This window comes from Clostridia bacterium, from assembly GCA_024653205.1.
Classification (GTDB): domain Bacteria; phylum Bacillota; class DSM-521; order Neomoorellales; family SLTJ01; genus JANLFO01.
Map to the genome: position 1 here is coordinate 1 of JANLFO010000019.1, position 12,665 is coordinate 12,665.

General features: G+C 62.2%; 14 protein-coding genes and 3 tRNA genes. 3 read left to right on the plus strand and 14 right to left on the minus strand.

The genetic code is table 11. The features are described 5' to 3' along the window. Window positions 1-266, minus strand: a 266-nt coding sequence (locus NUV99_09345; GenBank protein ID MCR4420307.1) for a GTP-binding protein, incomplete at its 3' end; no start/stop codon positions are given. A 341-nt stretch (window positions 267-607) separates the two neighbouring features. On the opposite strand from NUV99_09345, the gene NUV99_09350 reads away from it, so the two are divergent. From NUV99_09350 to NUV99_09360, 3 genes are all read left to right on the plus strand, one after another. Then, window positions 608-692, plus strand: a tRNA-Tyr gene (locus NUV99_09350). A gap of 9 nt (window positions 693-701) precedes the next feature. Beyond that, window positions 702-777, plus strand: a tRNA-Met gene (locus tag NUV99_09355). Window position 778: 1 nt separating this feature from the next. Next, window positions 779-854, plus strand: a tRNA-Thr gene (locus tag NUV99_09360). A gap of 55 nt (window positions 855-909) precedes the next feature. Here NUV99_09360 and NUV99_09365 read toward each other — a convergent pair. The 13 genes from NUV99_09365 to radA all read right to left on the minus strand — a co-directional run bounded on the left by NUV99_09365 (window position 910) and on the right by radA (window position 12,665). Next, the gene (locus tag NUV99_09365; GenBank protein ID MCR4420308.1) at window positions 910-2,268 is read right to left on the minus strand and encodes an APC family permease; all 1,359 of its coding nucleotides are present in this window, start codon (window positions 2,266-2,268) and stop codon (window positions 910-912) included. Between the two features lie 3 nt (window positions 2,269-2,271). Further along, complete coding sequence (locus tag NUV99_09370) at window positions 2,272-2,631, minus strand: SCP2 sterol-binding domain-containing protein (protein MCR4420309.1); 360 nt, start codon at window positions 2,629-2,631, stop codon at window positions 2,272-2,274. A 16-nt stretch (window positions 2,632-2,647) separates the two neighbouring features. After that, window positions 2,648-3,556 carry a quinate 5-dehydrogenase gene (locus NUV99_09375; protein ID MCR4420310.1) on the minus strand — a complete coding sequence of 303 codons (909 nt, stop codon included), beginning with the start codon at window positions 3,554-3,556 and terminating at the stop codon, window positions 2,648-2,650. Between the two features lie 113 nt (window positions 3,557-3,669). Further along, entirely contained in the window at window positions 3,670-4,314 is a 645-nt protein-coding gene (gene sigH, locus NUV99_09380; GenBank protein ID MCR4420311.1) for an RNA polymerase sporulation sigma factor SigH, read from the minus strand. A gap of 149 nt (window positions 4,315-4,463) precedes the next feature. Beyond that, entirely contained in the window at window positions 4,464-5,216 is a 753-nt protein-coding gene (rlmB, locus tag NUV99_09385) for a 23S rRNA (guanosine(2251)-2'-O)-methyltransferase RlmB (protein ID MCR4420312.1), read from the minus strand. Between the two features lie 3 nt (window positions 5,217-5,219). Then, window positions 5,220-5,882, minus strand: a complete 663-nt coding sequence (gene thyX / locus NUV99_09390; GenBank protein MCR4420313.1) for an FAD-dependent thymidylate synthase — start codon at window positions 5,880-5,882, stop codon at window positions 5,220-5,222. Window positions 5,883-5,896: 14 nt separating this feature from the next. Beyond that, window positions 5,897-7,327 carry a cysteine--tRNA ligase gene (cysS, locus tag NUV99_09395; protein ID MCR4420314.1) on the minus strand — a complete coding sequence of 477 codons (1,431 nt, stop codon included), beginning with the start codon at window positions 7,325-7,327 and terminating at the stop codon, window positions 5,897-5,899. Next, entirely contained in the window at window positions 7,275-7,991 is a 717-nt protein-coding gene (cysE, locus tag NUV99_09400) for a serine O-acetyltransferase (GenBank protein MCR4420315.1), read from the minus strand. Before cysE ends, cysS begins: the two co-directional genes overlap by 53 nt. Window positions 7,992-8,327: 336 nt before the next feature. Next, a complete protein-coding gene (gene ispF / locus NUV99_09405; GenBank protein MCR4420316.1) occupies window positions 8,328-8,813 on the minus strand; it encodes a 2-C-methyl-D-erythritol 2,4-cyclodiphosphate synthase in 486 nt (161 codons plus the stop codon). Beyond that, entirely contained in the window at window positions 8,801-9,556 is a 756-nt protein-coding gene (ispD, locus tag NUV99_09410) for a 2-C-methyl-D-erythritol 4-phosphate cytidylyltransferase (protein ID MCR4420317.1), read from the minus strand. The genes ispF and ispD overlap by 13 nt, the downstream gene beginning before the upstream one ends. Further along, window positions 9,544-10,683, minus strand: a complete 1,140-nt coding sequence (locus NUV99_09415) for a PIN/TRAM domain-containing protein (GenBank protein ID MCR4420318.1) — start codon at window positions 10,681-10,683, stop codon at window positions 9,544-9,546. Before NUV99_09415 ends, ispD begins: the two co-directional genes overlap by 13 nt. Before the next feature lie 63 nt (window positions 10,684-10,746). Continuing rightward, the gene (locus tag NUV99_09420) at window positions 10,747-11,223 is read right to left on the minus strand and encodes a CarD family transcriptional regulator (protein ID MCR4420319.1); all 477 of its coding nucleotides are present in this window, start codon (window positions 11,221-11,223) and stop codon (window positions 10,747-10,749) included. Between the two features lie 32 nt (window positions 11,224-11,255). After that, a complete protein-coding gene (gene radA / locus NUV99_09425; GenBank protein ID MCR4420320.1) occupies window positions 11,256-12,665 on the minus strand; it encodes a DNA repair protein RadA in 1,410 nt (469 codons plus the stop codon).

Here is a 12,665-nt window from a genome sequence, read left to right on the forward strand (position 1 = left end):
AGACTGTCCGGGGCATGCGGACAGTCTACGTGCGCATAGTGACGCTTATCCGTCTCGTATTCTATGTGCGCCGTCGCTATCGTGATGCCCCGCTCACGCTCCTCCGGCGCCTTGTCTATCTCCTCAAACGCCGTCGCCCGCGCTTTGCCCTCCTTCGCCAAAATATACGTGATCGCACTGGTCAACGTCGTCTTCCCATGGTCTACGTGCCCTATCGTCCCTACGTTCACATGCGGCTTCGTCCGCTCAAATCTCTGCTTCCCCATCTTCGCTTACCTCCTGAACCGCAAAGGAATAGCCTCCGAGGAGCGGTTCTGCCCGAATTACCGGACCATATTGTAACTTATCCCCGGTTGGGCTGTCAAACCGGCCTGGGCTCACTGCTTCCCGCTCTCTCCTTGCGGTAGCCCCGTCTCCCTGCGGTATCCCGCCCGCCGGCAATAACCCGTCAGAGCCGGTACCGGGCAGCCGGCTGGCGGCTTCGCCCGTCTTCGGCGGCCCGCCCGGCCCGCTTTGGCAGAGCGGCGCGTACCGCGATCCAAGGCGCCGCAGGGTCCGCAGCGCTTGACTCTGCCCGGGCAACGTGCTATAATGCCTTTCGGCAAGTGGAGGGGTTCCCGAGTGGCCAAAGGGGGCAGACTGTAAATCTGTTGGCGCCGCCTACGCTGGTTCGAATCCAGCCCCCTCCACCAGACAATGATTGCGGGGTGGAGCAGCTGGTAGCTCGTCGGGCTCATAACCCGAAGGACGGTGGTTCAAATCCATCCCCCGCAACCACGCCCACATAGCTCAGTCGGCAGAGCGTCGCCTTGGTAAGGCGGAGGTCACCGGTTCAATCCCGGTTGTGGGCTCCAGCGGTGGTTCTTATTCAGGGCCGGACTGCACCTGTGGTCCGGCTTCTTGCTTTTCTTATCGGCTCGGGCGGCCCGAGGGAACCATCTCGGCCTGCCGCAACCGCGCGGTCGAGCGCCGGGCTCTGGCGCGCTCCTTAAGTACGGGTACTGCCCACCTCACGTAAAGCCAGCCAGCCACTACCGTCCCCGCCAGATACGCCAGGGCGGCGAGGTCCTGGCCGAGCACCGCCGCGGCCAGAAGCCCGAAAACCACTACCACCACCCAAGGAAGCAGCCTGCCCGCGGGTACCCGGTAGGGCCTCGGAGCGTCCGGCTCCCGGCGCCTCAAGGCCCATACCGCCAGGGCGGCCAGCACGTAGATGAGGGCCTCGGTAGCCGCCCCTACGTTTACCAGCACCAAATACCTCCGCGTGAGATACACCGTAATGGAGACCACCAGGGCAAAGGCAAAAACCGCCAGGATGGCCGTCCAGGGGGTGAAGTAGCGCCGGTTTATCCGGGCCAGGGCCGAGGGCAGCACGTGCTCCCGCGCCGAGGCGTAGATAAAGCGGGAGAGGCTCAACAGGCCGGCATTAAAGGTGGTGACACTGGCGGCGAGGCTGAGAGCGACCATCCAACCCACTCCGAGTTTGCCCAGCAACCGCTCGGCGAAAAGCAGCTGCGGCGCCGGGGTGGCCGAAAGCAGGTCGGGATCAACAGTGCTGCTCATGCCCACGGTGAACAGAGCGTAAGTAACGCTGAGTAATCCGATGGCCAAAAACATCCCCCGGGAAATCAACTTGATCTTCGTAACTTCCTCCGCCAGGGGAGTAACCCATTCAAAACCGATGAAAAGAAATACTCCCAGGGCTACGGCATTGATCAGGTTCACCGCTCCGCCGGTAACCAAGGGCTCGGGAACCGAGAAGCCCTGACGGCCTAGAGCCAGGAAGGCGAAAAACAACAACGAGGAAACCAGACTGTAGGTCACTACGTCCTGAAACCTTCCCGCCAGCTTAACCCCCCTGAGGTTAAGACCGACCACCAGAGCCTCCAGAATTATTATCCAGGCCAGGGCGGGAATCCAGGGAACCGCAGCTACCAGCACCTGAGACAAGACGTAGCTCTCGGCGCCGATAACGCTGGCCACCACACCCATGTAGACCAAGGAGGCGGTAACGGCCACCCGTTCGTTGAAAGCCCGTGCCAGGTAGAGCCGGATACCGGCGGCGGAGGGAAGCATCCCGTTCAGTTCCGAGAAACAGGCTGCGGCCAGGAGGCACAGGATCCCGCTCACGAGAATGGCCAGCCAGGCGGCGTTTCCCGCCAGATAGTGGGCGACCTGGGCCGCAGCCACAAAGCAGGAGCTGGCCAGGGTCAGGCCGGCGCTGGTGGATACGATGGTGGGAAGGGAGAGAACCCGTTTTAGTCTCAAAATCTATTCACCCCAAATCATCAGCGATATGAAGTCCAGCCGCATAACGTCTTCTTCCGTACCCAGTACTTTCAGGGTACCGTTAAGGTAGGGCTCGGTGGGCGTTATTCGTCCGGAGAACAGCTCCACCAGAAGGGCGATTTCCGCGCTAACCGTCACGTCCGGCCGGCCGACCTCCCCGCCGCGGTGATCGAGGTAGACCGTACCGTCTCTCACCGTCAGCACATAGCTGGAATCGGCGTCCGTAGCCTGGACCAGAATGTCGCGGTCCCAATCCAGGAGTAACCGGCGCAACTGAGGATCGGCGTTACAGCGATCCCGGAAGTCGGCCAGGCATTCCCCCAGTTCCTCGTGCGTGGCCACGATTTCACCACCCCGCCTAGTTTAGCCTTTCCAGCCGCGGCTCTAACCTCAGTTTTTCCAGGAGATCCAAGTAGTCTTCGGCCGTGATCTCTTCCCAGCGCTTGCCCAACAGAGCCACCAGCACCGCTTCCAGCACGTTGGTGCCGAAGGAGCGGCCTCCCAACTCCGGGGTGGTGGTTACCAGCCACTTGACCCCCTGCTCCCGCAAGGTTTGCACGTCCTTCTGGGTAACCGTATTGGTCAGGATCGTCTTCTGTTCCAGACGGTCGGGAGAGTATCGTTTGATGAAGTGGAAATCCCCGGCAATTACTTCCGCTTGCTCAAAGTAGGCGGCAAACTTGGCCGCGTTGGCGGCCTTTTCCTCCTGCTTCTTCCCCGTGGGGTAGAGCATATGAAAAGGCATTTTTGCCATTTCGGGCAGGAGCTTCTTGGCCATCTTGGCCAGTTCTTCCAGACCCTCAATGGGGTAAGGTACGCCGGCCGCAAACATGAGATCTCCGCATATCAACCGGCAGCCCACTCCGGCCAAGGCCTCGGCCATGCCGAAGCGATCCACCGCACTGACCATCAACACCCGCGTACCCGGCTCCAGGAGGCCCCTGTCCCTGAGGAAATACACCGCCTGCCTCTCCAAGGTGTTCTTCAGGCCGCTACCGTCCACCACGGGCGTAAAGCGCGCGCATTCCATTAAACGCAGACCGTCCCGGAGGGCGTAGCGTTCTCCGGCGGCGTACAGGTAAACGTCAATCCCTCCGAGGCCGATGGCATCCACCCGGCCGTCGAGTTCCCGGATCAGTTGCTGGGCCCGCTCAAAATCCCCGTCCGTCCCCACCCGGCTGACGATAAACTCTTGGCCCAAAAACTCCGCTACCACCTCGTGATCGCGGCTAGAAGAACCCAGGCTTACGCTTACTACTTTCCGCACCTATGTATCCCCCCGTTTATAAGGAAAAGCTAGTTGCGCCGGAAGGCGCTTCACTAGCTTCCCCTGGACCTCGGCCTTTCGGCCCCAGCCATGATAAGTGAGCCGTGAAATTGCTAGCTATCTCTTCTCTCCAGGTACCTTTCCAGCTTCCGCTTCACCCGTTGCAGGGCATTATCAATGGACTTCACGTGACGCTTCAGGGACAAGGCTATCTCTTGGTAAGACTTCCCTTCAAGGTATGAGACCAGCACTTGCCATTCTAGCGAACTCAGTATTTCCCCCATCTTCTCTTCGATATCATCGAACTCTTCCCGGCTGATGATCAGCTCCTCCGGGTCGCTGATCCGGGTGCCGGAAATAATATCCATCAGAGTGCGGTCGGAGTCCTCGTCGTAGATGGGCTTGTTGAGAGAGACGTAGGAATTCAGGGGGATATGCTTTTGCCTGGTAGCGGTCTTGATGGCGGTGATGATCTGACGGGTGATGCACAACTCGGCAAAGGCCCGGAAGGAGGACAGCTTTTCGCCCCGAAAGTCCCGGATGGCCTTATAGAGCCCGATCATACCTTCCTGGATGATGTCTTCCCGGTCTGCCCCGATGAGAAAGTAGGACCTCGCCTTGGCCCTTACGAAGTTCTTGTATTTGTTGATTAGATATTCCTGCGCCTCGTCGTTTCCCGCCTGAGCCAGCTCAACGATTTCCTCGTCCTCCATCATCTCGTAGGGCTCGACGGCCTGCCTCTGAACGGTAGCGCTCATAACCTCGCCTCCACTACCGGGAGTTGCCGTTATACCAAGCTACCAGTCTCAATCTATGCTAGAGTAAGGCGCATATAAGCCTTGAATGGGCAAAATGGAGGCGCAAGCTTGTCTTGCCGCACCTATTATAGCGAATGGGGTCACCGAAATCAAGGCAAATTATTCATAAAACAACGCTGACGTACTACTTCGTACAGGGCAACTGCGGCGGCGGCAGACGCGTTCAGGGAGTTCACCCGTCCCAGCATGGGCAGCCGGGCCAGGTAATCGCACTTCTCCCTAACCAGCCGACGCAACCCCCGCGCCTCGCCGCCCACCACCAACGCCAGGGGCACCCTCAAATCCAGGGAAAAAAGGTTATGCTCACCGTCGGCGCTGAGCCCTACCACCCTCAGCCCCAGGTCTTTCACTTCCCCCAAGGCCCGGGCCAGGTTCGTCACCCGGGCAACCCGGACGTAGGCGACGGCCCCGGCGCTGGCCCGGGCAACCGCGGCGGTAACCGGCGCCGCCCGCCTGGCCGGCACTACCACCGCCCCTACCCCGGCCGCCTCGGCCGTGCGCAGAAGGGCACCCAGGTTCTGGGGGTCCTCGATCTGGTCCAGGGCCAGAAGCAGGGCCGGGCCCTGACCTCGAGCCAGGTCGGCCACGACTTCCGACCAGGATGCGTAGGAAGTGGGAGCAACCCGGGCTGCCACCCCCTGCGAGGGCAAGGAACCGGACAGACGTCGCAGGTAGTCCCGGTCTACCTTTTGCACCGGAACCCGGTACTGGCGGGCCAACTCCAGGATTTCCCTGACCTCCGGCCGCCGGACGCCATCCGCGACCCAAATCCTGTTCAGGGTGCGGCCCGCCCGCAGGGCCTCCAGCACCGGGTGTATTCCCACCAGCAGGTCTTCCGCCAACCCTCACCCTTCCTCTCCCTTGGCCTCCTGACCCACGGTGGGGAAATAGGGGGCCAGCCAGGGTTCCCTTTCTACAATCAGGTAGGCAAAACGGTCCAGCAGCTCTCGGATCTCCCACTGGGCTCCCGGGGTCAGCACCCGCTTCTGGTAGACGTCCAGGAGCGAACGCAGATTGAGGGTGGTGACGAAGTTGGTGGCCGCTCCCCCGGGCAGAAGAAACCGGGCGTCTTCTCTCTTTATACCCAGGGCCAGCAGGCGCTCGTACGCCCGTTGCGCCGCACCAAGCTGCTGGTAGAAAACCTCCCTGGCCTGAGGATCGGAGGCGATCTGGGGCGGAACCACGTGGGCGAACAGCCCTTCCTCGCCTCGACCGGCCGCCCGCACGTGGCGCTGCGACTGCACGGAAATGCTCACACCGATCCGGTGGCGCGTGTACTGGGCCAGCAGGGTACGGGATACGCCCGCCACCGCGAAGGTCATGGTGCAGTGTTCGGTCACGCTGAGATGGCCGGCCCGGATGACCCGGTCGACCAAACGCAGCATGTCCTCCCGGGGCACCTCCTGTTCCCAGAGTTCTAAAGGTGAGGAGGGGCTGTAGCAGGTGCGGGCGGCACACCAAATCATGCGTAAGAAATCAGGGGTACAGGATAATAGCCTTACCTCCACGGCGTCCCCCCCCTCTAGCCCAGGTGCCACCGGGTTCCCGCAGGCGTATCCTCCACCACGACTCCCAGTTGGTTGAGCCGCTGCCGGAGGCGGTCGGCGGTGGCCCAATCCCGTTCTTCCCGCGCGCGGGCACGCAACTCCAGCAGGAGTTCCACCAGTTCCGGCACCAGCTCCGATTTCGGTTCGGCACTCTTCTCCTTCTCGGCGGGGAGGATGCCCAGCACCCCTCCCGCCGTTTCCTCCAGGACTTCCCGCACCCGAGCCAGACCAGACAGGCGATCGGGCGGCATACCCTGGATCAGGCGGTTTATTTCGTGGGCGAAGTCGAACAGGGCGGCCAGCGCCGCCGCTGTATTGCAGTCGTCGTCCATGGCCTGGACAAACCGCTGCCGGTATTCGTCTACCGCGCCCACCAGTTCGTCCGGCCGGGCCGGTTTCTCTGCCGCCGGTGGCGGTGGCTCGGTCGCCGAACCCAGCGCGGCATTCAGCCGGCCCAGCCGCTCCCACGCCCTCCGGGCCTCTTCCAGCTTGTCCGGATCAAAATCCAGGGGGGTACGGTAGTGGGTGGACAGCAGATAAAACCGGAGCAGGGGTCCGGGATAGCGTTCCAGGAGTTCCCGTACCAGAAAGAAGTTGCCCTGGGACTTGGACATTTTCTCTTCCCGTACGGTTATAAAGCCGTTGTGAACCCAACAACGGGCAAAAGGCTTGCCGGTATAGCACTCGGCCTGGGCGATTTCGTTTTCGTGGTGGGGGAAGATCAGGTCTGCCCCCCCACCGTGGAGGTCGAACTCCGGGCCCAGGTAATGCAGGGCCATGGCCGCGCATTCGCTGTGCCAGCCGGGTCGCCCCCGTCCCCACGGGCTCTCCCAACCGGGCTCTTCCGGCTCCGCCTGCTTCCACAAGGCAAAGTCCAGCGGGTCCTGCTTGCGGGCGTCGATCTCCAGACGCGCTCCGGCCTGCATCTCCTCCAGGGAGCGTCCGGAGAGTTTGCCGTAACCGGCAAAGCGCCGCACGGAGAAATACACGTTCCCCCCGACCTGATAGGCAAACCCGTGAGCCACCAGGGCCTCGATCATGCCGATGATGAGGTCCACGTGCTGGCTCACCTGGGGATGGATCGTAGCCGGCCTTACTCCTAGGAGGTGGGCGTCCCGAAAATACTCTCCTATATAGTGGCGGGCGATTGCCTCCGGAGGCCTTCCTTCCTCTCGCGCCCGGGCGATGATCTTGTCGTCGATGTCGGTGAAGTTCTGGACCAGAATTACCGGATAGCCTCGGTATTCGAGGTAGCGACGCAAGGTATCGAAGAAGACCATGGGTCGGGCGTTGCCCAAATGAATGAGATTGTAGGTGGTAGGGCCGCAGACGTACATGCGCACTACCGGGGGCCTAGCCGGACTGAACCTTTCTTTCCTCCGCGTGAGGGTGTTGTACAGGAATATTTCCACCCAGCTGCACCTCCAACTCCATAAGCCTGCGCTCCAGCCGTTCGATCTGCCACTGCAGACTGACCAGCATCTCCCCTACCGGGTCGGGCAGTTGGTCGTGGCGCAAATCTATGGGCGAGGGTGAGGCATCGGCTACGTGCCGACCCTCCCGCACTACGATCTTGCCCGGCACGCCCACGACCGTACAGTTGGCCGGGACGTCCCGCAGCACCACCGATCCCGCCCCGATCTTCACGTTGTCTCCGATGGTTATATTGCCCAGTACCTTGGCCCCGGTGCTGATTACGACCTTGTTGCCGATGGTGGGGTGGCGCTTGCCCTTTTCCTTGCCCGTACCGCCCAGGGTAACGCCCTGATAGATGGTAACGTCATCCCCGATTTCGGTCGTTTCACCGATCACCACGCCCATGCCGTGATCGATAAACAGGCGCCGGCCGATCTTGGCACCGGGGTGGATCTCGATCCCGGTCAGGAAACGATTGAGCTGGGAGATCAGCCGGGCCAGCAGCACCAAGCGGTGGCGATACAGCCAGTGGGCCACCCGGTGGAGGAGGATGGCGTGGAAACCGGGATAGCAGAGAACGACCTCCAGCGTGCTGCGGGCCGCAGGGTCCCGTTCGAAGACCACCCGGATATCCTCTCTGAGTCGTTCAAACACCCCCGCCACCGTGCTCTCCTCCCAATCCAATTAACAAAAAACCCGGGCTCGACCTACTCGCTCCTGCCGGCTTTCGGCCGTCCGGCTTTGCACTTGCTCCCCGCCACTGCGGGTTCGGCGCCATTATAATCGCCGCCTTGGCGCCCTGTCAAGGCCGGACCTGCTAACGGATCCCCGCCTCTTGGCCCTGGCAATTTGTCCTGGAAATCCCAGTTCCCCCTCGTACCGGCCGCTTCGCCGACCGAACTGGGAATCATCTCGCTTCGCGGGGCGGCCGGGATATTGACGGTCCGCCGGCGGACCCACCTCCTACGGCACCGGAGGTGCCGATCGTCCTCATTCGGGGCCTTCCACTACCGCCAAGACTAGGGCCGCCATCCCTTCGGCCCGACCGATGAAGCCCAAACGCTCGGCAGTGGTGGCCTTCACGCTTACCCGGTCCAAAGGAAGGGACAAGGCCCGGGCCAGACTCTCCCGGATCGGAGCATAATACGGAGCCAGAACCGGCCTTTCCGCCAGCAGGGTGCAGTCCACCTGCCGGGGAGAAAACCCGCGTTCCCGAAGGAGGTCGAGCACCTTACGTAATAGTTCCATGGAATCGGCACCGGCATACTCCGGCTCCCCGCTGGGAAAGTACCGGCCGATGTCGCCCAGGGCCGCCGCCCCCAGCAGAGCATCCATGAGGGCGTGAGCCAATACGTCGGCGTCGGAGTGCCCGGCCAAACCCAGGTCCGCGGGCACGGGTACTCCGCCGAGAACCAGCGGCCGACCCCGGACCAGTGGATGCACGTCAATACCCAAACCGAACCTCAGCCCCGGCATTGTTTCCTCCTCACGGCCGACCCCGGCTGCCGGGCGACCAGCGGGTTCTCCACCAACCCTCGGGCCAGGTAGAACTCGGCCAGCGCCAGGTCCTCCGGAGTGGTGATCTTCAGGTTGTGGTAGTCTCCCGGCACCAGCCGCACCGGGTGCCCGAGCCTTTCTACCAGGACGGCGTCGTCGGTACCCAGGAATCCCTCGGCCGCCGCCCGAGCGTGGGCGACCTCAAGCAGGGAACGGGAGAAGACCTGCGGCGTCTGGACCGCTACCAGCTCCTCTCGAGGCAGGGTCTCGATCACCCGGTCCTCTTGCCTGTTCACCCGCTTGATCGTATCCCGCGGCGGAACCGCCGGTACCGCCGCCCCCTGGGGTTCGGCCGCCTCTGTCAACGCCCGAAGCAGGGCCGGCGACGGAAAAGGCCGTGCGCCATCGTGCACGGCCACCATAGAGTACCTACTATCAACGGCCCGTAAGGCCCGCGCCACACTCTCCTGCCGGCTTGCCCCCCCGGTCACCACCACCGCTACTTTCTTGAAAAGGTAGGCCCGAATCAATTCCCGGCAGAGTTCTTCCTCACCCGGCCCGACGGCCACCGCCACGTACCTTACTTCCGGAATGGCCTCCAGTCCGGCCAGAGTGTAGGCCAGCAGCGGATGCCCGGCCAGGCGAACGAAGGCCTTGTTGCCCCCGGCGCCCAGTCGCTCTCCCCGTCCTGCGGCCACCACTACTGCGGCTACGTCAGGCACTGATACTCTCCTCGCTCCGTCGCCGTCGCCCCGGCGGAGTGAGCCACCCTCTTGGCCAGACCCTTGGGCCTGGCGAAGATCATGCGGCCGGCGGCAGTTTGCAGCACGCTGGTCACCAGAACCGCCACGGTTTGTCCGATAAAACGCTTGCCGTTTTCCACCACTATCATGGTCCCGTCGTCCAGGTAGCCCACACCCTGGCCGCTTTCCTTGCCGTCCTTAATGAGCTGTACCACCATTTCCTCGCCCGGAAGCACGACCGGTTTCACGGCGTTGGCCAACTCGTTAATATTAAGAACTTTGATGCCCTGCAAAGAGGCCACCTTGTTCAGGTTAAAATCGTTGGTAACGATACAGGCTTGGATCTGCTGGGCCAATTGCACCAGCCGCGTATCCACTTCGCCCGTGTCCGTCCGACTGGTTCGCCACAACTGTACCTCCACTCCCGGCTGTTCCCGCATCTTGTTGAGGATGTCCAACCCCCGACGACCCCGATTACGTTTCAGCACGTCCGAGGAGTCGGCGATGCGCCGCAGTTCCTCCAGGACGAAGTCGGGTACCACCAGCACCCCTTCCAAAAATCCGGTCTGGCAGATGTCGAGAATGCGGCCGTCGATAATCACGCTGGTATCCAAGATCTTGTGCCGGGTATTGGAACGGTCGGACCGCCCCGGAGAACGGTCCTTGCCCACGGGTCTCAGCCACCCCAACAAAGGGAAGATTTCCTCTCGTTTCTTGGTGGCTATGCTCCAACCGAGATATCCGAACAGGAGATTGACTCCTAAAGGCAGGTAGGGCCCTACCCAGGGCAGACGGCTGAGTGAGGGACCCAGGAGATTGGCGATGATAAGGCCTACGATTAACCCCCCCGCCCCGGCCAGAATGTCCTGCGTCGGTAACTTCTGCACCCTGCCCTCCAGCCAGCGCCCCGCGGCTTGCATCTTGGCGATCAGCCCGGGTGTCACGCAGTAACCCACACCCGCGGCCGCCAGTCCCAGGCCCACAAACAAGGCCAGCCTCAGGTTCGGGGCGTAATGGACGGGAAGAGAGCGGATGGCTAACGTGCCCCCGTAAAAAATTCCGGCGGCCAGCACCGCAGTCACTGCCCACCGCAGTAACCAAAACATGCTTTCACCCCCTCCCTATTTTAACTCCGGCGGGGGTTGGCTATACAAATATTGGGATGCGCACTAGGCCAAGAGCCCATCCAAGAGGTTTGCCACTTCTTCCTCTGCCTTGCCCTGAGCCAATACCAGCTCGCTGATGAGTATCTGGCGTGCGCTGTCCAACATACGCCTTTCTCCGCTGGACAGCCCCCTCTCCCTCTCTCGGAGAACCAGATTTCTTACCACTTCTGCCACCTCGTATATGTTCCCGCTTTTTATCTTTTCCAGGTTGGCGCGGTAGCGGCGGTTCCAGTTCGAACACATGCTGACCTTGCGCTCCCGCAATATCCGCAATACCTTGGGCACTTCCTCCTGAGAAATGACCTCGCGCAACCCGGTCTCTTCCACGTTGTCCGTTGGTATCATCAGCTTTATGTCCCCCATGGGCAGGTGCATAACGTAGTACTGCCTCTTCTGACCCAGGATTTCTTTCTCTTCAATGGCCTCGATGATTCCGGCACCGTGCATGGGGTAGACTACCCGGTCACCTACCTTAAACAATGCGTGTGAGCCCCCTATTCTGACAATGAGTCTCACTTCGATTGTAACAAGTCAGCATCACCCCTGTCAAATTGCATCATATTTCCTTTCAAATTAAACTCTTCAAAGGCCTCCTCCAGGTCCCGCACCCCTACTACCTCTAAAGGACAGCTTCCTACATCTTCCAGGTTGGCAGCCGGCAATACGAACTTGCGAAAGCCCAGGCGCGCCGCCTCGGCCACTCTCTTTTCCACCTGGGTAACCCGCCTCACCTCGCCCGTCAGCCCTACCTCCCCGGCCACGGCTACGCCCGCCCCCAGCGCCCGGTCCAGGACGCTGGAGGCCACCACCAGGCAGATACCCAGGTCTGCCGCCGGCTCTTCTAACCGCATGCCGCCGGCCAGATTGAGGTACACGTCCTGGCTGCCCAAAGGCAGACCGCAACGCTTCTCCAGTACTGCCAACAGCAACAGCACCCGCTGTAGATCCAGACCCGCGGTCAGGCGCCGGGGGTTGCCGAACCCGGTTGGGGCTACCAGGGCCTGCAGCTCCAAGAGCAAGGCGCGGCTGCCCTCGATTCCGGCCACCACCACCGAGCCGTTTACCTGTCCCGGCCGCCCGGCCAGAAACATGGCCGAGGGGTTGGGCACCTCGGCCAGCCCGCGCTCACCCATCTGGAAAACTCCGACTTCGTTGGTGGAGCCAAAGCGGTTCTTGACCGCGCGCAGCAACCGCAGGCTGGAATACCGTTCCCCCTCCAGGTAAAGTACCGTGTCCACCAGGTGCTCCAGGGCCTTGGGACCGGCCAGATAGCCTTCCTTGGTCACGTGGCCCACCAGCAGGCAGGGAAGGTTCCCTTCTTTGGCCACCCGCAGGAACTCCGCCGCGCACTCCCGGACCTGAACCAGGCTGCCGGGGGGAGAAGGCAGTTCGGGAAGGTGCACGGTCTGAACGGAATCGATAATCACCAGATCCGGCTCCGCAATCCGTATCTGCTCCCGGATGGTTTCCACGTCGGATTCGGCCACCGCGTAAAGCGATGACGAATTGATACCCAGCCTCGTAGCCCGCAACCGAAGCTGACCCAGGGATTCCTCCGCAGAGACGTAGAGAACCTTCCTGCGTCGGGCGCAGGCCTCCGCCGCCTGCAGCAGCAGGGTGGACTTGCCTACCCCGGGCTCGCCGCCGAAGAGTACCAGGGAGCCGGCTACCAGCCCTCCCCCCAGAACCCGGTCCAACTCTCCTATACCGGTGGGAAACCGTTCCTCCGTCTCCGCCCCCACCTCACCGAGAAGCTGCGGAGTGGCGGGAGCGCGCCTGGCGTCCGCCCCCCGCCGCTGTCCCCCGCCGCTCCGTTCCTCCGCCAGGCTTCCCCACTGGCCGCAGGCCGGGCAGCGGCCCAGCCACTTGGGTGTGGCGTAGCCGCATTCCCGGCACACGTACCAGCCCTTGCCTGCCGCCAA

What these genes read in the sequence shown, in the direction of transcription:
- sigH (MCR4420311.1), bottom strand. Translation starts at nt 4,314, where the DNA reads ATGAGCGCTACCGTTCAGAGGCAGGCCGTCGAGCCCTACGAGATGATG.
- ispF (MCR4420316.1), bottom strand. Translation starts at nt 8,813, where the DNA reads ATGCCGGGGCTGAGGTTCGGTTTGGGTATTGACGTGCATCCACTGGTC.
- NUV99_09415 (MCR4420318.1), bottom strand. Translation starts at nt 10,683, where the DNA reads ATGTTTTGGTTACTGCGGTGGGCAGTGACTGCGGTGCTGGCCGCCGGA.